Source organism: Mycobacterium sp. E3305 (assembly GCF_001666785.1).
Classification (GTDB): domain Bacteria; phylum Actinomycetota; class Actinomycetes; order Mycobacteriales; family Mycobacteriaceae; genus Mycobacterium.
The window spans coordinates 1-22,757 of record NZ_LZJA01000085.1; the positions used below are offsets into that span (position 1 = coordinate 1).

General features: G+C 69.8%; 21 protein-coding genes. 9 read left to right on the plus strand and 12 right to left on the minus strand.

The window, feature by feature from the left end:
* From ligA to A5701_RS08455, 3 genes are all read right to left on the minus strand, one after another.
* Nucleotides 1-1,781 (minus strand): NAD-dependent DNA ligase LigA (gene ligA / locus A5701_RS08445; protein ID WP_067751249.1); only part of this gene is annotated, 1,781 nt, incomplete at its 3' end.
* Nucleotides 1,782-1,850: 69 nt separating this feature from the next.
* The gene (locus A5701_RS08450) at nt 1,851-2,744 is read right to left on the minus strand and encodes a hypothetical protein (RefSeq protein ID WP_067751001.1); all 894 of its coding nucleotides are present in this window, start codon (nt 2,742-2,744) and stop codon (nt 1,851-1,853) included.
* Between the two features lie 79 nt (nt 2,745-2,823).
* On the minus strand, nt 2,824-3,837 hold the full coding sequence (locus tag A5701_RS08455; RefSeq protein ID WP_067751006.1) for a methionine synthase: 1,014 nt from the start codon (nt 3,835-3,837) through the stop codon (nt 2,824-2,826).
* A 106-nt stretch (nt 3,838-3,943) separates the two neighbouring features.
* Here A5701_RS08455 and A5701_RS08460 point away from each other — a divergent pair, with 106 nt between their 5' ends.
* Nucleotides 3,944-4,579 (plus strand): sensor domain-containing protein, encoded by a 636-nt coding sequence (locus tag A5701_RS08460; protein WP_067751013.1) that lies wholly within the window; start codon nt 3,944-3,946, stop codon nt 4,577-4,579.
* On the opposite strand, the gene mnmA is transcribed toward A5701_RS08460, so the two are convergent.
* The 4 genes from mnmA to A5701_RS08480 all read right to left on the minus strand — a co-directional run bounded on the left by mnmA (nt 4,576) and on the right by A5701_RS08480 (nt 8,806).
* A complete protein-coding gene (mnmA, locus tag A5701_RS08465; protein ID WP_067751017.1) occupies nt 4,576-5,652 on the minus strand; it encodes a tRNA 2-thiouridine(34) synthase MnmA in 1,077 nt (358 codons plus the stop codon). The two genes, A5701_RS08460 and mnmA, sit on opposite strands and share 4 nt — an antisense overlap.
* On the minus strand, nt 5,653-6,855 hold the full coding sequence (locus A5701_RS08470) for a cysteine desulfurase family protein (protein ID WP_067751020.1): 1,203 nt from the start codon (nt 6,853-6,855) through the stop codon (nt 5,653-5,655).
* A 206-nt stretch (nt 6,856-7,061) separates the two neighbouring features.
* Nucleotides 7,062-7,964 carry a 1-acyl-sn-glycerol-3-phosphate acyltransferase gene (locus tag A5701_RS08475; RefSeq protein WP_067751025.1) on the minus strand — a complete coding sequence of 301 codons (903 nt, stop codon included), beginning with the start codon at nt 7,962-7,964 and terminating at the stop codon, nt 7,062-7,064.
* Entirely contained in the window at nt 7,961-8,806 is an 846-nt protein-coding gene (locus tag A5701_RS08480; RefSeq protein WP_067751030.1) for a GNAT family N-acetyltransferase, read from the minus strand. Before A5701_RS08480 ends, A5701_RS08475 begins: the two co-directional genes overlap by 4 nt.
* A gap of 148 nt (nt 8,807-8,954) precedes the next feature.
* Between A5701_RS08480 and A5701_RS08485 the strand changes: the two genes are divergently transcribed.
* Nucleotides 8,955-10,499 carry a cryptochrome/photolyase family protein gene (locus A5701_RS08485; RefSeq protein WP_369807398.1) on the plus strand — a complete coding sequence of 515 codons (1,545 nt, stop codon included), beginning with the start codon at nt 8,955-8,957 and terminating at the stop codon, nt 10,497-10,499.
* Complete coding sequence (locus A5701_RS08490) at nt 10,499-10,891, plus strand: SRPBCC family protein (RefSeq protein WP_067751035.1); 393 nt, start codon at nt 10,499-10,501, stop codon at nt 10,889-10,891. Before A5701_RS08485 ends, A5701_RS08490 begins: the two co-directional genes overlap by 1 nt.
* A gap of 61 nt (nt 10,892-10,952) precedes the next feature.
* Here the strand turns inward: A5701_RS08490 and A5701_RS08495 are convergent, their stop codons facing one another.
* Complete coding sequence (locus A5701_RS08495) at nt 10,953-11,906, minus strand: electron transfer flavoprotein subunit alpha/FixB family protein (protein WP_067751042.1); 954 nt, start codon at nt 11,904-11,906, stop codon at nt 10,953-10,955.
* A 39-nt stretch (nt 11,907-11,945) separates the two neighbouring features.
* Nucleotides 11,946-12,737, minus strand: a complete 792-nt coding sequence (locus tag A5701_RS08500; protein WP_067751045.1) for an electron transfer flavoprotein subunit beta/FixA family protein — start codon at nt 12,735-12,737, stop codon at nt 11,946-11,948.
* A 227-nt stretch (nt 12,738-12,964) separates the two neighbouring features.
* Here A5701_RS08500 and A5701_RS08505 point away from each other — a divergent pair, with 227 nt between their 5' ends.
* The 5 genes from A5701_RS08505 (at nt 12,965) to A5701_RS08525 (ending at nt 19,045) form a co-directional block, all read left to right on the plus strand.
* Nucleotides 12,965-13,780 (plus strand): bifunctional 2-polyprenyl-6-hydroxyphenol methylase/3-demethylubiquinol 3-O-methyltransferase UbiG, encoded by an 816-nt coding sequence (locus tag A5701_RS08505; protein WP_067751048.1) that lies wholly within the window; start codon nt 12,965-12,967, stop codon nt 13,778-13,780.
* Between the two features lie 26 nt (nt 13,781-13,806).
* Nucleotides 13,807-15,369: a glycoside hydrolase family 57 protein gene (locus A5701_RS08510; protein WP_156669999.1), complete on the plus strand. Its 1,563-nt coding sequence runs from the start codon at nt 13,807-13,809 to the stop codon at nt 15,367-15,369.
* A 13-nt stretch (nt 15,370-15,382) separates the two neighbouring features.
* On the plus strand, nt 15,383-16,627 hold the full coding sequence (locus A5701_RS08515) for a glycosyltransferase family 4 protein (protein WP_067751053.1): 1,245 nt from the start codon (nt 15,383-15,385) through the stop codon (nt 16,625-16,627).
* A gap of 9 nt (nt 16,628-16,636) precedes the next feature.
* Entirely contained in the window at nt 16,637-17,992 is a 1,356-nt protein-coding gene (locus A5701_RS08520) for a TIGR01777 family oxidoreductase (RefSeq protein WP_067751056.1), read from the plus strand.
* 66 nt (nt 17,993-18,058) lie between these two features.
* Nucleotides 18,059-19,045 carry a hypothetical protein gene (locus tag A5701_RS08525; protein WP_067751059.1) on the plus strand — a complete coding sequence of 329 codons (987 nt, stop codon included), beginning with the start codon at nt 18,059-18,061 and terminating at the stop codon, nt 19,043-19,045.
* A gap of 97 nt (nt 19,046-19,142) precedes the next feature.
* Here A5701_RS08525 and A5701_RS08530 read toward each other — a convergent pair whose 3' ends face one another.
* The 3 genes from A5701_RS08530 to A5701_RS08540 form a co-directional block, all read right to left on the minus strand.
* A complete protein-coding gene (locus A5701_RS08530) occupies nt 19,143-19,820 on the minus strand; it encodes a phosphodiesterase (RefSeq protein WP_067751062.1) in 678 nt (225 codons plus the stop codon).
* 114 nt (nt 19,821-19,934) lie between these two features.
* Entirely contained in the window at nt 19,935-20,666 is a 732-nt protein-coding gene (locus A5701_RS08535) for a hypothetical protein (RefSeq protein ID WP_067751066.1), read from the minus strand.
* A gap of 127 nt (nt 20,667-20,793) precedes the next feature.
* Nucleotides 20,794-21,288, minus strand: coding sequence for a MarR family winged helix-turn-helix transcriptional regulator (locus tag A5701_RS08540; protein WP_067751072.1), 495 nt, complete (start codon nt 21,286-21,288; stop codon nt 20,794-20,796).
* Between the two features lie 260 nt (nt 21,289-21,548).
* Between A5701_RS08540 and A5701_RS08545 the strand changes: the two genes are divergently transcribed.
* Nucleotides 21,549-22,730 (plus strand): polyprenyl synthetase family protein, encoded by a 1,182-nt coding sequence (locus A5701_RS08545; RefSeq protein ID WP_067751263.1) that lies wholly within the window; start codon nt 21,549-21,551, stop codon nt 22,728-22,730.
* Nucleotides 22,731-22,757: the final 27 nt, after the last annotated feature.

Consider the following 22,757-nt stretch of genomic DNA (forward strand, 5'->3'; position numbering starts at 1 on the left):
CGCCACTTGTCGACGATCGCGCGATGCCAGTCGACGGTGAACCATTCGGTGAGCGCGGCGGCGATCGTCGGCCCGACACCCTCGACCGCGGCCAACCGCTCGGTCGACGCCGACATGATCGCGTCCAGGCTGCCGAACTCGGTGGCCAGTGCGCGCGCGGCCGTCGGGCCGACATGCCGGATAGACAGCGCCACCAGTACCCGCCACAGGGCCACCGTCTTGGCCTTGTCCAGGTTGTCGAGCAGGCGCCTGCCGTTGGCGGACAACGCGCCGGCCTTGGTCCGAAAAAGGTCGGTGCGCAACAGGTCGTCCTCGGTGAGGGTGAACAGGTCGCCCTCGTCGGCGATCGCCCCGGCCTTCAGCAGTGCGATAGCCGCCTCATAGCCCAGCCCCTCGATGTCGAACGCTCCCCGACCGGCGACGTGGAAGACGCGCTCGCGCAGTTGCGCCGGACAGGACCGGGCATTGGGGCACCGGATGTCGGCGTCGCCCTCCTTCGCGGGGGCCAGCGTGGTGCCACACTCGGGACACGTTGTCGGCATGACGAATTCGCGTTCGGAGCCGTCCCTGAGGTCGACGACGGGCCCGAGCACTTCCGGGATGACGTCACCGGCCTTGCGGATCATCACCGTGTCGCCGATCAGCACCCCCTTGCGCTTGACCTCGGCGGCGTTGTGCAGGGTGGCCAACCCGACGGTCGACCCGGCCACCTTCACCGGCGTCATGAACGCGAACGGGGTGACGCGCCCGGTGCGGCCGACGTTCACCCGGATGTCGAGCAGCTTGGTCTGCGCCTCCTGCGGCGGGTACTTGTAGGCGACCGCCCACCGCGGTGCGCGCGACGTCGTCCCCAGCCGGCGTTGCAACGCAAAGTCGTCGACTTTGACCACCACGCCGTCGATTTCGTGGTCGATGTCGTAACGGTGCTCGCCCCAATACCCGATCCGGTCCTCCACGGCGGCGAGGCCACGCACGCGTGCGGTCTCTTCGGCCACCGGCAGGCCCCAGGCTTTCAGTGCGCTATAGGCCTCGTGCAGGGTCTTGGGCACGAACCCGTCGGTGCGGCCGATGCCGTGACAGATCATCCGCAGCTTGCGCCGGGCGGTGACCGCTGGGTTCTTCTGCCGCAGCGAACCGGCCGCGCTGTTGCGCGGATTGGCGAACGGCGCCTTGCCGTCCTCGACCAGGCTGGCGTTGAGGGCCTCGAAATCGGCCAGCATGAAGAAGACCTCGCCGCGCACCTCGAGCACGGCCGGAATGGGCAAATCGGCACTGGCAGTGAGCCGCTCGGGCACGTCGTCGATGGTGCGGGCGTTGAGGGTCACGTCCTCGCCCACCCGGCCGTCGCCGCGCGTGGCGGCCCGTTCCAGCCGGCCGTCGCGATACACCAGCGACAACGCCACCCCGTCGATCTTGAGCTCGCACAGGTAGTAGGGCTCGCGACCGATCTCGTTCTCCACGCGATTGCTCCAGGCGACCAGCTCGTCGCGGTCGAACACGTCGTCGAGGCTGAGCATCCGCTCGAGGTGCTCGGCCTCCGTGAAGTCGGTGGCGAACCCGGCCCCACCGACCAGTTGCGTCGGAGAATCGGGGACCCGCAGTTCCGGGTGACGGTCCTCAAGTGCGAGAAGGTCGTTGAACATCGTGTCGAACTCGGCGTCGGAGACGATCGGGGCGTCCTTGACGTAGTAGCGGAACTGGTGTTGACGGACTTCGTCGGCCAGTTCCTGCCACTGCCGCCGGACCTCGGGCGACACCGGATCAGCTTCTGCTGAGCTCACCCTCGCAGGCTATCGGAGAACGCCGACACCCCGCCGGGGCGATGCCGCGTCCGCGACGGCGGACCAATCTCAGGTCGATTGTTCGGCCGTATCCGGGAAGCCGCCGAATGGAACTTCCACCCCTTTTTGAAATGACAAAGCCGCGCCCTGGATCAGCAACGTGCCGGCAAGCACGCCGACCCACAACCACGCCTCGGCCGGGCTGATATGGGTGGCGGTATTTGCATAGCGCAATTCGACAATGGACCGCACAATCACGGCGGAGACGACCACAACGGTGAGGTACGGCACGGCCATCCGGAATTGCCGGGCAATGCGGCTGGCGGGCAATTCCGAACGCCGCCTTTTGCTGCCGAGAAACCAAGCCACGGCGCCCACAAATCCGATTGCCAGCGGTATCGGAATCGCGAGCCTGCTGGCCCAATCCCAAAGCGGCTGAAGCGGCCGGTGCGTTTCCGGATCGCCCAGCGCCAGCGCCAGGTGTGTGAGCGTATCTTCGACCAAGAACACCGAGATCGGGGGCACGAGCACCACCAAGACGAAGACGCAGTGGCGGGCCAGCACGCCGGCGCTGCCCGAGAAGAACTGCACGATGGCGTTGAGCAGCATGTAGATCGAGGCCGCGAACGAGACGGCGGCAAGGACTTCGGCGGAGGCCGCGCGGCCTTCGGTCAGGGCGCATCCGCCTTCGCCGGCCAGCAGGCCATATCGCAGCGTCGTCAAAAACAGCCCCAGAAACGCGCACACCAGCGCAATTCCGACTTGTGTCTCGTGCTCGACCTCACGCGTCACCAGCACGCGACCGTCGGTGCGGCGCCGGTAGGCGCGGTCGATCACCAGATTGATGACGACAAAGGCAAAACCGGCGAGGATTCCGGTGAACTGGGCGTAGGTCCTGGCCACGATCGAGATGTCGAAGCCCGTCCAAAGGGTGCAGGAGTCGGCCATCAGTCGCGTCACCATTGTCGAGATGCTAGTCGCCGCGGCCACGGCCCTCGTGAATTTGCCGCGACGTCGCTAATGGAATTTCCGCCACGAAAATCTAAATGGCGTCCGGGTCCTCCGCGAATGCCTCGGCCGCCCCGCGGGCGAGTTCGATCGCCAGTCGCGCCCACTCGGGCGTCGCACCGGCCAGGCCACACGCCGGGGTGACGCCGATGCGATCCCGCAACGACGAGCGTCCGAAGCCGAGCCGATCGGTCACCGCGACCAGTGCGGCGGCCACCTCCTCTGTCGAAGGGCGCCGCGGCGGCGCGCTGGCCGCAACCACCCCCAACATGACGGCTCGACCCGATTCGACGAACGCGGCGATACCGTCGAGATCCCCCGCCGCCAGCGTGCCCGCGTCCACCGAGACCGCGCCGATCCGGCTGTCCTGCAACATTTTCCACGGAAGCGCCGGGGCGCAACTGTGCAACAACACCTCGCCTCCCACCGCGGCGACGCACGTATCGAGCAGGGCGACGGCCACCGCCTCCTCCAGCGGCGCCACCGGGCTCAGCGCCGTCACCCCGGTCAGCTGCCCGCCCAACGCCTTCGGCAGCGACGGCTCGTCGAACTGGACGACCACCGGTGTCTCGAGCCGACGGGCCAGCGCCGCGCGGTGAGCGGCGACGCCTTCGCCCAGCGACGCCGCCAGATCCCGCACCGCGCCCGCATCGGTGATCGCCCGGTGGCCGTTGGCCAGCTCGAGCTCGGCGGCCAGCGTGATCGGCCCGGCGGCCTGCACCTTGACCACGCGATCGCCACCGCGCAGGCCGGCCACCTCCCAGGCCTCTTCCAGCGCGTCCATGTCCTCGTCGAGCAGACTCACGGCACGGCGGGTAACCGCGCCGGGCCGAGGCGCAAGGCGGTAGCCGCGGGGCGAGATGTCGATGGCCACATCGATCAGCAGCGCACCGGCCCGACCGAGCATGTCGGCGCCGATCCCGCGGGCGGGCAGCTCGACAATGTGGGACAGCGCTCCTGCCAACTCCCCCACGACGACTTCGGCGGCCTCGCGAGGCTTGATGCCGGGCCACGACCCGACGCCGCTGGCCTTCGCGAAAACGCTCACCGGGCCAACCGTATTCGACGTCACCCGACCCGCCGGTGGGCAGGGGTGTCTGCCGCGCTCCGCCACGGGTAGGTTCGACGCAAGAAGGGTGCGAAACGTGTCACGGATGGCGGGATTGGCACGGCCGCTGCTGTTGTGCGGGGCCACGGTGCTGGTTGCGGCGTGCACCCGAATGGTCGACGGTGCGGCAGTGGCCGAGTTCGGCACTCCCCGTAGGGCGGTGCAGGGAGTCAACGTCGACACGATCCTGTTGGACCAGTCGCGGATGCGCGCGATCACCGGCGCCGGCGAGCACCTGACGATCATTCCCTCGATGGACGGCACCAGCCCGGTGGACATCGACGCGCTCGCGGACACCACACCGCGGGAATGCCGGTTCATCTACGCCGAGACGGCGACGTTCGGGCCCGACATCGAGGAGTTCCACAAGACGACCTTCCAAGACCCGCCCGACGGCGCGCTGATCTCCGAGGGGGCCGCCGCCTACCGGGATGCCGACACCGCACGGCGTGCCTTCGGCGCGTTGGTGACCACGGTCGGGGATTGCGCGAACGGCTCGGCCGGGCAGCAATACGTCGGTGACTGGAAATCCGACGCCGCCTCCCTGCACCTGCGGCCGGGCGGCTGCGGCCGCGACTATCGGCTGCGGTCGGTCGCGATTGTCGAGGTCACCTTCTGCGGCTTCGCGCAATCGGTGTCCGACATCGTGATGACGAACATCGTCGCGAACATGCCGGCCTAGCGAGCGGTGGCGGCGATGGTGGCGCTGCCGAGCACTTCGTCGCCGTCCGGGTCGGGTCGGTAGAGCACCAGCGTCTGGCCGCGCGCGACGCCGCGCAGCGGGGCGCGCAACCGCACGACGAGCTCGTCGCCGACCAACTCCGCCACCGCATCGGCGGTTTCACCGTGCGCGCGCACCTGGACCGCGCACTCGACGGGACCCGCCGGTGACCGGCCGGCCGTGAAAACCGGCTCCCGCCCGCGCAACTCGCGCACATCGAGGTCCGCCGCCTGCCCCACCCGAACGGTCGCGGTGTCGGCGTCGATGGCCGTCACGTAGCGCGGGCCCCCGTCGGGCCCCGGCCCGCCGATGCCCAGGCCCTTGCGCTGGCCGATGGTGAACCCGTGCACCCCATCGTGTTCGGCGAGGACCGCGCCGTCGGCCCCGACCACGGTGCCGCGGCGCACCGCGATGCGCTCGCCCAGAAATGCCCGGGTGTTCCCGGACGGGATGAAGCAGATGTCGTGGCTGTCCGGCTTTTCGGCGACCGCGAGGCCGCGGCGCGCGGCCTCCGCGCGAATCTGCGCCTTCGGAGTGTCCCCGATCGGGAACGTGGCGTGGCGCAGCTGCTCGGCGCTCAGCACGGCCAGCACGTAGGACTGGTCCTTGTCCGGATCGACGGCGCGGCGCAGCCGCCCACCGGACAGCCTGGCGTAGTGGCCGGTGGCCACGGTGTCGAAGCCCAGCGCAAGTGCTTTCGCGGACAGCGCCGAGAACTTGATCCGCTGATTGCACCGCACGCACGGGTTGGGCGTCTCGCCGCGTGCGTACGACGACACGAAGTCGTCGATCACATCGGCTTGGAATCTCTCGGCGAAATCCCAGACGTAGAACGGAATTCCGAGTACGTCGGCGACGCGGCTGGCATCCGAGGCGTCTTCTTTGGAGCAGCACCCACGCGAGCCGGTGCGCAGGGTGCCGGGCGCGGTCGACAACGCCAGGTGCACTCCCACCACGTCGTGCCCGGCGTCGACCATCCGGGCGGCGGCGACCGACGAGTCGACGCCGCCACTCATCGCGGCGAGGACCTTCACCTAGGAAGCCCCCGCGGCGGCCAGGGCCGCCCGGCGCGCCCGGTCCACGGCCGCCGGCAGAACCTGCAGCACGGCGTCCACGTCGGCGTCGACACTGGTGTGCCCCAAGGACATTCGCAAAGAACCGCGGGCGCTGGTCGGGTCGGCGCCCATCGCGAGCAGCACATGCGACGGCTGCGCGACGCCCGCGGTGCACGCCGATCCGGTCGAACACTCGATTCCGTTGGCGTCCAGCAGCATCAGCAGCGAGTCACCTTCGCAGCCGCGGAACGTGAAGTGCGCGTTGCCCGGCAACCGCTGGGGGTACCTCCCGCTTGCGGGGGACGGGTCGCGAGCGCCGTTGAGGCTGACGTCCTCGATGCCGGCCAGCACCCCGTCGATCAGGCGATCCCGCAGAGCCCGCAGCCGTGCGCTGTTCGCCTCGATCCCGTCCACCGCGATCCGGGCGGCGGCCGCCATGCCGACCGCACCGGCGACATCGGCGGTGCCCGAGCGGATGTCGCGTTCCTGCCCGCCCCCGTGCGCCAGGGGCACACACGTCACGTCGCGGCGAACCAGTAATGCGCCGACGCCGGGCGGGCCGCCGAACTTGTGCGCGGCCACGCTCATGGCCGAGAGCCCGCTGGCGGCGAAGTCCACCGGCAACTGCCCCACCGCCTGCACGGCGTCGCTGTGCATCGGAACTCCGAATTCGGCCGCGACACCGGCGAGCTCGGCGGCAGGCAGCACGGTGCCGACCTCGTTGTTGGCCCACATCACCGACACCAGCGCGACATCGTCGTGGTTGCGCAGCGCCTCGCGCAGCGCGGCCGGCGACACGGAGCCGTCGGCGGCGGTGGGCAGCCAGGTCACCTCGGCGCCTTCGTGCTCGGCGAGCCAGTTCACCGAATCCAGGACGGCGTGGTGTTCCACCTCGCTGGTGATGATGCGCCGATGGCGCGGTTCCGCGTCGCGGCGGGACCAGTAGATGCCCTTGACGGCCAGGTTGTCGCTCTCGGTCCCGCCGCCGGTGAAGATGACCTCGGACGGGCGGGCGCCCAGCCGATCGGCGATCAGCTCCCGGGACTCCTCGACGCGCCGCCGCGCCGCCCGGCCGCTGGTGTGCAAGGAGGAGGCGTTGCCGACGGCGCCGAGGACCGCCGTCATCGCCTCGACGGCGGCGGGGTGCATCGGCGTGGTAGCGGCGTGATCCAGGTAGACCATGACCCGACCCACGATACCGGCAGGTCCGAGGGCCTTTGACCAGTGGTGATCGCAAGCGCGGCGAAGCCGGGCGCCGCGGGTCGCCACCATCTGGTTCCGTGGTGATCGCAAGCGCGGCGAAGCCGGGCGCTGCGGGTCGCCACTATCTGGTTCCGTGGTGATCGCAAGCGCGGCGAAGCCGGGCGCCGCGGGTCGCCACTATCTGATTACGAGGCCACCAGCACGGGGCCGTGACCAGCGGACCGGGCCGTGCCCACGCCCACCACCGACTGGCAGCGGCTCGCCAAGGCCCGCCGATCGGTCCCCGGGAGCTGCAGGGATTCCACATGCACCCGGGCCAGGGTGCGACGCACGGTCAGCAGCCTGCGGATGGATCCCACCAGCGTCTCGTCGCCGACGAAGGCAGGCACGGTCGAGACGCTGCCGTCGACGTGGTGATACGTCAGCCGGAGCGGCTGCACCGGACGGCCGGCGTCGATCGCGGCCTGGAACATCGCCGGGTAGAAGGCCCCGCGGCCGCGGTGCGGCTGCCCGCCACCTGCTGCGGCCGCGCGGGCGGATACGTCGCCGGGCGCACCGCACCAGGTGGTGCCCTCCGGGAAGCACACCACCGTCTGGCCGGCCCCCAGCCGGCGGGCGACGGTGTCCACCACCGCGGGCAGGCGCCGCAGACTGGCCCGCTCGATCGGGATGATCTTCAGGATGCGGGCCACGATCCCGGTGGCGGGCCCGGTGAACATGTCGGCCCGGGCGACGAACGACCCGGGCAGCACCGACCCGATCGCGAAGACGTCCAGCCAGGACATGTGCGGGCTGACCACCAGGACCCCGCGCAGGTTGCGAATCGGGCTGCCCGTGACCGTGATCCGAATGCCGAAGCAACGCAACACCATCCGGCAGTAGATGCGCTGCACGCGGGTCCGGCCGGGCAGGGGCACCGCCAGCAACACCACCCCGGGCGCCAGCAGCAGCGCCAGCAGGACGCGAAGCGTCACCCGCAGCGCCACCAACAGCCCGGGCGACGCGGCCACGTCGCCGCGGCGCACACAACCGGCGTCGCACGATGCGCGCGGTAGCCAAGAGTGTCCGGTGCGGGCGGGAGTGCTCATCGGTCGCCGCCGGCCAGTTGCGAGGCGGCCGACACCGAGCGCAGCCGCTTCAGGTATCGGGTGTCGGCGCGCTGCTTTTCCAGCAGGACGCAGAAATCGCCCACCCCGAAGTCGGGGTCGTGCGCGGGCTCGCCGCACACCTGAGCGCCCAGCCGCAGGTAACCGCGCATCAGCGCGGGGATCGACGGACGCGCGGGAGCCGGAATCTGGTCAAGCGCCTGCCCGTCGACCACCACCGGCCGGTGCGGACGCACCCGGTACTGCGGCGGGGCGGCGTGACGGCTGAGGATGAAGTCGCGCACCCCGCGAAGCTGGCTACCGGGGGGTTCGGTATCTCCGCCGATGGGCACCGACACGCAGCCGGTCACGTAGTCGTAGCCGTAGCGGTCCAGGTAGGCCAGGATGCCGGCCCACATCAAGAGCACGACGCCGCCGTTGCGGTGCCCCTCGCGCACCACCGCGCGGCCCATCTCCACCAGCGACGGCCTGAGCGGGTCGAAGCCGCGGATGTCGAACTCCGTCGCGGTGTAAAGCCCACCGGCCGCGATGGCGCCGGCCGGGGCGAGCATGCGGTAGCAACCCACCAGCTCGCCGGTGCCGTCGTCGCGGACCAGCAGGTGGTCGCAGTGCTCGTCGAACCTGTCGACATCCCGCCGTTCGCCGTCGTTGGTCGGCAACGCGAAGCCGGGCGTGCTGCTGAACACGTCGTACCGGAGCCGCTGCGCCGCCTCGATCATGCTGGGATCGGTCGACAGCAACAATGAGTATCGGGGCCCGGCGGACGACGCCGTCGTCGCGCCGTCGGGCTTGTCGCTGGGGATCAGGACAGAAGCAATGCTCATGTCAACCAACGTTGCGCAATCGGTGAGCGAGTCGGCATCGTCGCTGTGACGTGTCCGTGCACGTCAGATGACGAAATGTGGATGCGGGGGCACGTTGTCGCAGGCCGAAGGGATCGGGCCGCGCCATTTCGGGTATGCCGGACACCATGTGGCGAGCAAATCCCCGGGCGGCGGCCTGCTCGCGGGCGCCGATTGCCCGGCGGCGGCCCCGATGAGTCCGGACGTGCGCCGATGGTGCTTCGCCGACCAGCTGGGTCCGCACTTCCTGGACGGTCCCGGCCAGCCGGTGTTGCTGATCGAGTCCAGGGCGGCGTTCGAACGCCGCCGGTTCCACCGCCGCAAGGCCCACCTGGTGCTCTCCGCACTGCGTCACCGCGCCGCCGAACTCGGCGACCAGGCCGTGTTTCTGCGGACACGGACGTATCGCGAGGCGCTGAATCAGGTCAAGGCGCGCATCAGCGTGTGTCAGCCGACGTCGCGGGCGGCGGATCGGTTCGTGCGCTCGCTGCCCGATGTCGACGTGCTGCCCGCGCGCGGCTTCTGCACCGGACGCACCGAATTCGAGGACTGGTCCGGCCGGCAACGAACCCTGCTGCTGGAAAATTTCTACCGGGACGCGCGCCGTCGGTTCGACCTGCTGATGGAGGGTGACCGACCAGCCGGGGGCAGGTGGAACTTCGACGCCGACAACCGCCAGCCTGCGCCCAAGAATGCCGGCGCCCTGCCCGTGCCCGCGCCCTGGCAACCCGAAGAGGATGAGATCGACGAGCAGGTGCGCGCCGACCTGGACCGGTGGGAACGTGACGGCGACGTGGCCTTCGTCGGCCGCGACGGCCCGCGCGAATTCCCGGTCACGGCAATGGAGGCACGGGCTGCGCTCCAGGTTTTTTTGCGAGATCGCTTGCCGCACTTCGGTCCCCACGAAGATGCCATGCTCGCCGGCGATCGGTTCATGGCGCACAGCCTGTTATCGGCGCCCATGAACCTCGGCCTGCTGGACCCGTTGGAATGCGCCTACGCCGCCGAGGACGAATACCGCGCGGGGCGCGCGCCGCTCGCCAGCGTGGAGGGTTACATCCGCCAGCTGATCGGGTGGCGCGACTACATCTGGCACGTCTATTGGCATTTCGGCGCGGACTACCGCAGCCGCAACGCGCTCCGGGCGCACGTCGGGTTGCCCGACTGGTTCACCGGACTGGACGCCGACGCCGTGCATGCGCACTGCCTCAAAGACGTCCTGGCCCAGGTGCGCGATCACGGTTGGGTGCACCACATTCCGCGGCTGATGGTGCTGTCCAACTACGCGCTGCAGCGTGGGTGGAATCCCGCCGAGGTCACCGACTGGTTCCACCGCTGCTTCGTCGACGGTTACGACTGGGTGATGGTGGCCAACGTCGTAGGCATGTCCCAGCACGCCGACGGCGGGCTGATGGCGACCAAGCCGTATGCCGCCGGCGGCGCCTACATCAACCGGATGAGCGATTACTGCGGCCGCTGCCGATATCGACCGACCGAGCGGGTCGGCGAGCGCGCCTGCCCGTACACCGGTGGCTATTGGTGGTTCCTGGACCGCAACAAGCGGCAGCTTGCCGGCAACCGGCGGATGAGCCAACCACTCGCCGGGCTGCGCCGGCTCACCGATCTGGACGAGGTCGTCGAGCAACAACGCCGGCTCGGGCGGTCGGCCCCGTGATGGGCGGCCTCATGCTCACCGTCGACCGGGTGATCGCGGCGCCGCCCACGGCGGTGTGGGACGTGCTCGTCGACCTCGACGCTTGGCCGAAGTGGGGCCCGACGATACGCGGCGCCCGACTGGACGAACCGCACACCGAACTGGCGCTGGGTGCGACCGGCGTGGTCAACACGTCGCTGTTGGTCCCGGCGCCATTCGTCGTCACCGACTTCGAGCCGGGTCGCCACTGGGCCTGGCAGGTGGCCGGCGTCCCGGCGACGCGGCACTGGGTGGACCCGGTGGACGGCGGATCGCGGGTCGGCATGGCGGTGCCATGGTGGGCGGCGCCCTATGTCACGGTGTGCGCGATCGCGTTGCGGCGCATCGACGAAATGGTGACCGCCGCGCAATAGCCGCCGTGAAACGCGAGAGCCCCCGACGCCGCGGCGTCGGGGGCTCCTGGGCCGAGAAGGCTCAGCCCTTGCGCTGCTTGATGGCGTCGGTCAGCTGCGGGGCGACCTTGAAGAGGTCGCCCACCACGCCGTAGTCGGCGATCTCGAAGATCGGCGCCTCTTCGTCCTTGTTGACGGCGACGATGGTCTTCGAGGTCTGCATGCCGGCGCGGTGCTGAATCGCCCCGGAGATGCCCAGCGCGATGTAGAGCTGCGGCGACACCGTCTTGCCGGTCTGACCGACCTGGAACTGGCCCGGGTAGTAACCGGAGTCGACCGCGGCGCGCGACGCACCGACGGCGCCACCCAGCGAGTCGGCCAGCTCCTCGACCACGTGGAAGTTGTCGGCGCTGCCGACGCCGCGGCCACCGGACACCACGATGGTGGCCTCCGTCAGCTCCGGACGGTCGCCGGCCACGGCCGGCTCGCGCGCGGTGATCTTGGTGGCGTTCTCGGCGGGCGCGGGCACCTCGACGGTGACCTGCTCGCCGGCGCCGGCCTGCGGTTCGGCGTCGATGGCGCCGCCGCGGACCGTGACGATCGGGGTGTCCCCGTTGGCCTGCGCCTCGACGGTGAACGCGCCACCGAAGATCGAGTGCACGAACTTGCCCTCCTGGACGCCGACCACGTCGACCAGCAGGCCGGAGCCGATCCGGGCGGCGAGCCGGCCGGCGACCTCTTTGCCGTCGGCGTTGGCGGACAGCAACACCGCGGCGGGCGAGTTGGACTCGGCCAGCGAGGCCAGCACGTCGACCACCGGCGTGATCAGGTAGTTCTCGGCGTCGTCGGACTCGGCGACGTAGATCTTTTCGGCGCCGGCCTCCTTGAGGCCGTCGACCAGCGGCGCGGCCGTTCCGGGCTTGCCGACCACGACCGCGGCCGGCTCGCCCAGTGCGCGGGCGGCGGTGATCAGTTCGGAGGTGACCTTCTTCAGTGCGCCTTCGGCGTGCTCAACGAGCACCAAAACTTCTGCCATGGTTTCTTCGCTCTTCTCGTCTCTGGGATGGGTGCTCGGCTAGATGATCTTCTGGGCCACGAGGTACTGGGAGATCTGGTTCCCGCCCTCGCCCTCGTCGGTGACCTTCTCACCCGCGGTCTTCGGCGGCTTCGGCGTCGACGACAGCACCTTCGACCCGGCGTTCTCCAACCCGACCTCGTCGCTTTCGACCCCGATCTCGGCGAGGGTCAGCACCGTGACCTCTTTCTTCTTGGCGGCCATGATGCCCTTGAAGGACGGGAAGCGCGGCTCGTTGATCTTCTCGGTCACACTCACCACGGCGGGCAGCGACGCCTCGAGCGTGAACACACCGTCGTCGGTCTCGCGCTCGCCCGTGACCTTGCCGCCCTCGATCGACAGCTTGCGCAGGTGGGTCAGCTGCGGCAGGCCCAGGTACTCGGCGATGATGGCCGGCACCGCGCCGCCGGAGCCGTCGGTGGACTCGTTCCCGGCGATGACCAGCTCCGTGCCCTCGATGGTGCCCAGCGCGCGCGCCAGCGCCCACGCGGTTTGCACCACGCACGAGCCGTGCATGCCGTCGTCCTTGAGGTGGACGGCCTTGTCGGCTCCCATCGACAGCGCCTTGCGGATCGCCTCGGTGGCACGTTCGGGGCCGGCGGTCAGCACCGTGACCGATCCCTCGCCGCCCTCCCGCTCGCGGATCTGCAGTGCCTCTTCGACGGCGCGCTCGTTGATCTCGTCCAGCACTGCATCGGCGGCCTCGCGGTCGAGCGTGTAGTCGCCGTCGTTCAGCTTGCGCTCGGACCAGGTGTCTGGGACCTGCTTGATCAGGACCACGATGTTCGTCATGAGTGTGGTTCGTCCTCCTCGAAGGAGTCTCGCAGCAGTCGACCACGAGACTTTCAGTACGCGTTTCGCAGCGCACGGTCGTGTTACTACTCGGTAACTTTGTGCAGCCTGCCTTCACACCATAGCGGGTGGTACTGCGGGTTCTTCCGGCGTGTCCACCCTCGCCAACCGCGGGCGCCCCGCTCCCGGTTCGCGAATCCGACACTTCGCGTTAGCCTGCCTATGCGATGAGCGCAACCGTCCCCGACGTCCCCTGGCACCGCCCCGGCGATCCCTCGCCCGGGGCCGATCCCGTGCTGACGTTGACGGGCGAGCGCACCATCCCGGGCCTGGACGTCGAGAACTACTGGTTTCGCCGCCACGAGGTCGTCTACCAGCGGCTGGCCGGACGCTGTGCGGGCCGCGAGGTGCTCGAGGCCGGCTGCGGCGAGGGGTACGGCGCGGACCTGATCGCCGCCGTCGCCCGCCGGGTCGTGGCCGTGGATTACGACGAGGCCGCCGTGGCCCACGTGCGCCACCGCTACCCGCGCGTGGAAGTGATGCAGGCCAACCTGGCGGCGCTGCCGCTGCCCGACGCGTCGGTGGATATTGTGGTCAACTTCCAAGTGATCGAGCACCTGTGGGATCAGGCACAATTCGTCGCCGAATGCGCGCGGGTGCTGCGCCGCGGCGGGTTGCTGATGGTGTCGACACCGAACCGGATCACCTTCTCGCCCGGCCGCGACACCCCGATCAACCCGTTCCACACCCGCGAACTCAACGCCGCCGAGCTGAGCGAGTTGCTGGTCGACGCGGGCTTTCGCGACGTGTCGATCAGCGGGCTGTTCCACGGCCCCCGGCTGCGCGAGATGGACGCCCGCCACGGCGGCTCCATCATCGACGCGCAGATCGAGCGGGCAATGGCCGCTGACCCGGGGGCGCCGTGGCCGCCGGAGCTGGTCGCCGACGTGGCCGCGGTGACGTGCGACGACTTCGACATCGAAAACGGCCCCCGTGACATCGACGACAGCCTGGACCTGATCGCGATCGCGGTAGCGCCGTGAGCAATTCGCACGACCGGGTGCCCGGCATGTTCACCCTGGTCCTGCACACCCACCTGCCGTGGCTGGCCCATCATGGCCGGTGGCCGGTCGGCGAGGAGTGGCTCTACCAGTCTTGGGCGGCGGCCTATCTGCCGCTGATGCGGGTGCTGACCACGCTGGCCGACGAGGACCGACGCGGATTGATCACGCTCGGCGTCACCCCGGTGGTGAACGCGCAGCTCGACGACCCGTACTGCCTGGACGGCATGCACCATTGGCTCGCCAACTGGCGGCTGCGGGCCGCCGAGGCGGCCAGCGTCCGGTCCGCCGCGCGCTCGAAGTCGGCCGAATACCAATCTTGCACGCCGGAAGCGTTGCGCGCCTTGGGGATTCGGGAATGCGCCGAGGCGGACGGGGCGCTGGAAGATTTCGCCACCCGATGGCGGCACGGCGCCAGCCCGCTGCTGCGCGGCCTGCTCGACGCCGGCACCGTGGAGTTGCTCGGCGGCCCGCTGGCCCACCCCTTCCAGCCGCTGCTCGCGCCGCGGCTGCGCGAGTTCGCCCTGCGCGAGGGGCTGGCCGACGCGCAGTCGCGGCTGGGGACGCGAAAAGGGCAGGGCCCCAGCGGGATCTGGGCGCCCGAATGTGCCTATGCCCCGGGCATGGAGCACGACTACGCCGCCGCCGGTGTCACCCACTTCATGGTCGACGGCCCGTCGCTGCACGGCGACACCGCGCTGGGCCGGCCCGTCGGCGACACCGACGTCGTCGCGTTCGGACGCGACCTGCAGGTCAGCTACCGGGTGTGGTCACCCAAGTCCGGCTACCCCGGGCACGCCGCCTACCGCGACTTCCACACCTACGACCACCTCACCGGGCTGAAGCCGGCACGGGTGACCGGCCGCAACGTGGCGTCGGAGGCCAAGGCCCCCTATGACCCCGAGCGCGCCGACCACGCCGTCGACGTCCACGTCGCCGACTTCGTCGAGGTGGTCCGCAACCGGCTGACCAGCGAATCCGACCGCATCGGGCGCCCCGCGCACGTGGTCGCCGCCTTCGACACCGAACTTTTCGGCCACTGGTGGTACGAGGGGCCGACGTGGCTGCAGCGGCTGCTGCGCGCCCTGCCCGCCGCCGGAGTGCGGGTGGGGACGCTGAACGACGCCATCGACGGCGGATTCGTCGGGCGCCCGGTCGCGTTGCCGCCCAGTTCGTGGGGTTCGGGCAAGGACTGGCAGGTCTGGGCGGGCGAGAAGGTGGCCGACCTGGTCCAGCTCAACAACGAAGTGGTCGACACGGCGCTGAGCACAGTGGATAAGGCGCTCGCGCAACGGGCCTCGCTGGATGGGCCGCTGCCCCGCGACCACGTCGCCGACCAGATCCTGCGCGAGACCCTGCTCACCGTGTCCAGCGACTGGCCGTTCATGGTGAGCAAGGACTCGGCCGCCGACTACGCGCGCTACCGCGCCCACCTGCACGCCCACGCGACCCGCGAGATCGCCGGGGCGCTCGCGTCCGGGCGCCGGGACGCCGCTGGGCGCCTGGCCGAAGGCTGGAACCGCGCCGACGGACTGTTCGGCGCCCTGGACGCGCGCAGGCTGCCCCGATGAGCTTGGCGGCCGCGTGAAGATCCTGATGGTCTCGTGGGAGTACCCGCCGGTGGTGATCGGCGGGCTCGGCCGGCACGTGCATCACCTGTCGACGGCGCTGGCCGCGGCCGGGCACGAGGTCGTCGTGCTGTCCCGCCGCCCCACGGGCACCGACCCCAGCACGCACCCGTCGTCCGACGAGGTGGTCGACGGAGTCCGGGTGATCGCCGCCGCCCAAGACCCGCACGAGTTCTCGTTCGGCACCGACATGATGGCGTGGACGCTGGCCATGGGCCATTCCATGACGCGCGAGGGCCTGTCGTTGAAGAAGCGGGGCACGAACCGGCCGTGGCGTCCCGACGTCGTGCACGCGCACGACTGGCTGGTGGCCCATCCGGCGATCACGCTCGCGCAGTTCTACGACGTGCCAATGGTTTCCACCATCCACGCCACCGAGGCCGGACGGCACTCCGGCTGGGTGTCCGGCGCGATCAGTCGTCAGGTGCACGCCGTGGAGTCGTGGTTGGTGCGCGAATCCGATTCGCTGATCACCTGTTCGGCGTCGATGTCCGACGAGATCACCGAACTGTTCGGGCCCGGCCTGGCCGCAATCACGGTCATCCGCAACGGAATCGACGCCGCGCGCTGGCCGTTCGCCGAGCGCCGGCCGCGCACCGGTCCCGCCGAACTGCTCTTCCTCGGGCGGCTGGAATACGAAAAGGGTGTGCATGACGTCATCGCCGCCCTGCCCCGCATCCGGCGCGCCCACCCCGGGACCACCCTGACCATCGCCGGGGAGGGCACGCAGCAGGAGTGGCTCGTCGAGCAGGCCCGAAAACATCGGGTGCTCAAGGCAACTCGGTTCGTCGGCCACCTCGGCCATGCCGAGCTGCTCGCGGTGCTGCACCGGGCCGACGCCGCGGTGCTGCCCAGCCACTACGAGCCGTTCGGGATCGTCGCGCTGGAAGCCGCCGCGGCGGGGACGCCGCTCGTCACGTCGAACATCGGGGGCCTGGGCGAGGCGGTGATCAACGGCCGGACCGGGGTCTCCTGCCCACCCCGCGACGTCGCCCGGCTCGCCTCGGCCGTGCGGGTCGTGCTCGATGATCCATTCGCCGCGCAGCAGCGCGCCCGCGCCGCCCGCGAACGGCTCACCTCGGCCTTCGACTGGAAGACCGTGGCCCGGGAGACCGCGCAGGTATATCTCGCCGCCAAGCGCGGCGAGCGGCAGCCCCAGCCGCGCATGCCCATCGTGGAGCACGCGCTGCCCAACCGCTAGCCTGCAGCGATGGGGCTGGAATTTTCGAGCGTGGTCGACGCGCCGATCGGCGACGTGTTCGCCTGGCACGCCAGGCCGGGCGCGTTCGCCCGGCTCTCACCGCCGTGGCAACCCATGCGCCTGGTCTCCGAGGCCGCCTCACTCAAGGACGGGCGGGCGACGCTTGCGCTACCGGGCGGCCTGCGCTGGGTCGCCGTCCACCAGGCGGCAGACTACGACCCGCCGCGGCGCTTCGTGGACGCCATCGGCGGCGACGGCCTGGCCACGCTGCCCACCCGAGTCGCCGTGCGCTGGCGGCACACCCATGACTTCGAGGCCGTCGGCGACGGCCGCACCCGGGTCATCGACCGGGTGGACACACCGGTGCCCGGGTCGCTGCTGCGGCCCATGTTCACCTACCGGCACCGTCAGCTCGCCGACGATCTGGCCGCCCACCGGCTGGCCGCCGACAACGGGCTGGCTCCGCTGACCGTCGCGGTCACCGGTGCGTCCGGGCTGGTGGGTTCGGCGTTGACGGCGTTTCTGAGCACGGGCGGCCATCGCGTCATCCGGTTGGTGCGCCGCCCTGCGCGCGGAGACGACGAGCGCGAGTGGGATCCCGACGACCCCGACCCGGGACTGTTCGATCGCGTGGACGCCGTCATCCATCTGGCGGGGGCCTCGATCGCCGGCCGGTTCACCGACAAACATCGACATGCCATCCGCGACAGCAGGATTGGCCCCACCCGCCGCCTCGCCGAGGCGCTCGGCCGCGCCAACGACCGCCCGGCGGTGCTCATCTCGGCGTCGGCGATCGGATATTACGGATCCGACCGGGGCGACGAGGTCCTCACCGAGGACAGCGACCGGGGCGGCGGTTTCCTCGCCGACGTGGTCGCCGACTGGGAGGCCGCAACCGAGCCCGCCGAGCAGTCCGGGGTGCGCGTGGTACGGGTGCGCACCGGGATCGTGCAATCCCCGCGCGGGGGCACGCTGAAGCTGATGCGCCCGTTGTTCAGCGCCGGGTTGGGCGGGCGACTGGGCGACGGCCGGCAATGGTTGTCGTGGATCGGGATCGACGACCTGGTCGACATCTACCACCGCGCTCTATGGGACCGGGCGCTGTCGGGAGCCGTGAACGCCGTTGCCCCGCAGCCGGTTCGCAACAGCGAGTACACGACGACGCTGGCGCGCGTCGTGCACCGGCCCGCGGTGTTGCCGGTGCCGTCGCTGGGGCCGCGGGTGCTGCTCGGCGAGCAGGGCGCACGCGAATTGGCGTGCGCCAGCCAGCGGGTTCTTCCGCACAAGCTGAGCGCGCAAGGGCACCGGTTCCGCCAACCCGACCTCGATCAGGCGCTCCGCCACCTGCTCGGGCACGCCCGCTGAATCGCACATAGCGGGATTGGGGGCCGATGAGGCCCCATTTAACTAACTTAATGGTTCAATCCCTTAATGAAGTTCGGTGCGCCGGCCTGGCGTGCCCGTCGGACCAGCGCGACCGTGATCGGCATCGTCGCGCTGGCCGCGATCGCGTTCGCCCCGTGCCCGGCCCGGGCCGAAGCCACGGAGGCCGACAGCACGACCGACGTCACCTGCGCAAGCGCAACGCAGGCGGTACCCACGACGTGGTATTTCCCCAGCACGCCCCCGCTCGGGCTGGTCTGGTTGCAGCACGGATTCGTGGAAGGCAAGAAGGTGTGGTCCGCGTTCGGCCCCGAGCTCGCGGGCAGCGGTTACCTGGTGGTGGCCACCACCCTGTCCACCCTCAACATCTTCGGCTGCACCGTGGAGCACCTGATCGACAACAGAGGGTTCCTGGACAACATCGCGGACGTCTTCGCGCACAAAGACGACCCGCGGGGCGCGTTGGCGACGTCGTTCGCGACGGCGGCCGAGAAGGCCGGCCGCCCCGTCGCGCCGCTACCCGACAACATGGTGTTCGTCGGCCACTCGGCGGGCTCCGAGGCCGTCGAATACGTCGCCGAGCGCCTGCACAGCTCCTACCCGGCCGCCTTCACCCAGCTGCGCGGCGTGGTCAGCGAGGACGGCGTCAAGTCGTTCCTCGGCTCCAATACCGACGACGCGCTGGCGGGCCTCGCGGGTACGACGCTGCCGATCTACGCCACGGCGTCGCCGCATCTGCTGTGCAACTTCTTTCAACGCGGGACCAAGGCGATCGAGCGGTACTTCCCGGACCGCACGTTTCACGGGGTGAAAATCACGACCGGCGCCCACGGCGACGCACTCGGCCCGTCGTCGCCGGGTTACGAGAACCTCGTGTGTGGGCGCCCGAAGGCCGACAACGTCGCCGCGGTCTGGGGTCTGACCCGGGGCTGGATCGCCGACATGATCGCGGGAACGACCACACCCGATTTCTACCCTGGCGGAAGCTATTACACCGATCTCTTGACGGCCGGGACCATCACCACGCTGCCGTGACGAGTCTGCGCACCGGTCGAGCGGTGAGCGGTCCGTCCGGCCGACGCGTCGCGGGTGACCACCTCGACGAACGACCGTGAATCCACTGCCCGGTCTCCTATTCCGCGTCCCTGCCATGCCGGCTTCGCCGGTAGGCGCGGGCGCGCAGATCGGCGAGCCAGCGCGGGCGCAGGCTCACGCCGGGTGGCGTGTTGATCACGGGATCGAATGACACGTCGGCCGCCGGTTCGGGATCGACGGCCCCGGTCAGCGTGAGCCGGCCCAGCGGCGTGAAATCCCCACTGCCACAGGCTTGGTCGAGCGAGACCTCGATGCTGTCGTGCTCGAGGCGGTCGCGCACGCCGTCCAGCGACAGGCCGGGACCGTCGATCTTGCTGACGATCCGGGCCCTGAGCCACCAATTGGCTCCCCGGTAGTGCAGCGGCATCAGGGTGGTCAGCGTCTGATCGCTCCACGAGATGGCAGGGCGCAGCGCGAGTGCCCGGGACAGCAGCCCCGAGCCCGAGGAGACGACCAGGATGTCCCACGGCCCGGTCCCCTGCGGCGGTGTGACCCGGAAAGCCAGGCCGATGAAGTCAGGCAAGGCCCCGGGCGTGCCACTGGCCTTCGACACCCGGGCGACAACCTCGGACGACGAAATGGGCAGCCCCTGGCCGGCCGGGGCGACCCGTTCGATGAAGCCCTCCGCCAGAACCCCGATCGGATGAAACAACCGTTTGCCCCGGATGGCGGAGCCCCACTGGAAGGGCAGTGCGACAAGATCGGAAACGCTCACCGGCGGCGGGTTCCCCTTTCCCCGCGTCGGAAACGCGCCGGTGCGACGTCGATTCCCCAGGGCTCCGCCCGGGTGTTTGGGTTTCAGCGGCGCGTCGGCAGATGCCGGACCGGTTTACGCGGGCACCCGCAGGCCGACCATGTGCGGTTCCCCGGGTGGTTGCGGCTGCTGGTTTTGCGCCCGGCCGTCGATGTAGACCTGCTGCATGACCGCCTGCCACGACTCCATCTCGGGCACCGATCCCCACATCCCTTCGAAAAGCCCGACGATCACGGCCGCGTTGTCGTCGGTCAGGGCATAGACCGGTCCACCGAAGTCACGACTGTCGACGGCCACGTCGGCGATGATGAACCGCCCTTCGCTGACGGAGGTGATCGATCCGCACCGCTGGCCGACCGATCGACGAAACTGGCACACCGGCAGCCCCGGCTGCGCACGCAGGCCCGGGGAAGACTTCAGTTGCCGGCCGGTCGGCAACTGGTCCGAGGCGGTCACGTCGGGGCCGAGCGCGATGACTTCGTACTCGACGGGCGACATCGCGCGACTCGCCGCCACGTCGTCGGCGGCCTGGCGACGGGCGAGCACGACCTTGCCCACCGGGTTTCCGTCGTGGTCGGTGACGTCCGACTCCCCGTTACCGCATTGACCGCTGGTCACCGCGACCCGCAGCCGGGGCTCGACCAACCCCACCATGCACACGGCCCCGCCTTGGCGGATCTCCATACCGGGAAAGGCCGTGACGGCCGGGGTGGCCGTCGCGGGGGCCGGGTAGCCGACCACCGTTATCGCAATCGTGAAGGCGAAGGCGATCGCCACGCGAGTGTTTCGCCCGCTGGCCATTTCCATTGGGCCCCACCACCCCTCATGTCCGTCCGAGGGATTTTTGTCGGACACTTGAGTTGAGTCGCGTATACCCGCGGGCAACGGCGCCAAACGGCCCCAAGCGCCCGGGCGGACGCGGCGAAGTCGCCGATCACTCCTGGGGCACTGCGAGTTCGCCCTGGAATCGTTGCATGGCGTCGATGACCGCACCGAGCACACGATGCGCTGCCATCAGGTCGGCGTCGGGTAACTCTTCGAGGGCGACCCGGCTGTGGGCATCGAGCGGACTGAAGAACGACCGGGCGGTGGCCAGGCCGGATTCCCCGTGGCGCAGGATGACCTTGCGGCGGTCATCGGGGTGGGAATCGCGCCGGATGTGGCCCGAGTCGATCAACCGATCCACCAGGTAGGTGATCGCCGAACCGGACAGCCCCATCCGATGACTGAGGTCGCCCGAGGTCATCGGCCTCCCCGCGGCTTCTGCCACCATGATGTACATCAATGCACGGAAGTCATTGGGCCGCAGACGATGTAACATCGCGAATTGCCGACCGATCTGGTCGGATTCGGTCGATATCTCCCGCAGATCGGCCGAGATCAGCGACTCCAGCACATCGCGGCGCAGGCGCTGCTCTTCAGCTTCCATAACAAAGTGAGCATATCCCTGAACCGGCACACAGTTCAGTTCGTTAATGGTTAATTGATTGAAATGGACCTCCGGCGACGATGGCACAGGGGACGAGACGTGACCACGACTGGCGAACCGAGGACAATTTCAGTAAGTTAATGTTTAAGTTATTGAAGGTGATGGGTAAGTCGTCCGAGGTTGGGAAGGGCTGATCGGAGCGGGATCGCGGCGACGGCATGGGCCGGTTCTTCGCCTCCGAACAGCGGAGATGGCGGCGCGTGTTTGAGCCGTCCCGACCTGGGAATGCCAAGCCGTCCAGGAGGGAGCGCGTGGCCAAGATGGGTGCTTTGTCGTTGACACCCGCCACCGAGTCGCCGGCAGCTGCGGCGGACTGGCCGGGCACCGCCCCCTTCGACGAGTGGCGCTCGAGCGTGCGGAACGGCGTGCTCGCCCTCCTCTGCGACTTCGTCGAACCCCGGCGCTCCCAGTTGGACGACACCCGCGTCGACGCCGCCGGCGACATCCTGATGGCGTTCGCGTCTGGCGGCAAGTGTCTGCGGTCGACCTTCATGTACTTGGGGTGGCTCTGCGGTGCCGCGCCCGACCGGGCGGCGCTGCGGGCGGCGGCCAGTTTCGAGCTGCTGCACGTATTCGCGCTGCTGCAGGACGACGTCATGGACGGTTCGGCCGAACGGCGGGGGCGCCCGTCGGCACACCTGCAATTTTCCCAATGGCACCGCGCGCGCGGGCTGTCCGGCTCGTCGGCGCGGTTCGGCGAATCGGCCGCCATCCTGCTGGGTGACCTCTGCCTGATCTGGTCGGAGCAGATGCTGCGCGAGAGCGGTGTCGATGCCCGTCGGTTGCAGCGCGCCTGGCCGCGCTACGACACGATGCGCACCGAGCTTGCGCTGGGCCAGTTCGCCGACCTGGTGAGCGATGTCCGGCGCATGCCTACCCTGGATGCCGTGCTGGACGTGGCCCGCCGCAAGTCGGGCAACTACACCGTGCGGCGGCCGTTGGAGATCGGCGCGGCGATGTCCGATTGCGACGATCGGACGCTGAGCCGACTCGGCCGGTACGGCGCCGCCATCGGGGAAGCCTTTCAGCTTCGCGACGACGTGCTCGGCGTCTTCGGCTCGCCGGCGATCACCGGGAAGCCGGCCGCCGGAGACCTGTTGGAGCGCAAGGCAACCAGCCTCGTGGTGACCGCCCACCAGCTCGCCGATGCGTCCACCCGGGCCGAACTGACCGAACTGATGAACGGCCACGCCCTCGACGGTGAAGCGCTCGATCGATGCAAAACGCTGATCGTGGGGACGGGGGCGGTCCAGCTGATCGAGCAGATGATCAGCGACCGGGTCGCGGCCGCGCGCGAACACCTCGACGACGCCTCGATCGACGGACCCGTTCGCACCGCGCTGGAGGAAATGGCGACCGCCTGCACGGATCGCGCCGAATGAGCGACGCAAGTTTGGGAGCATGCTGAC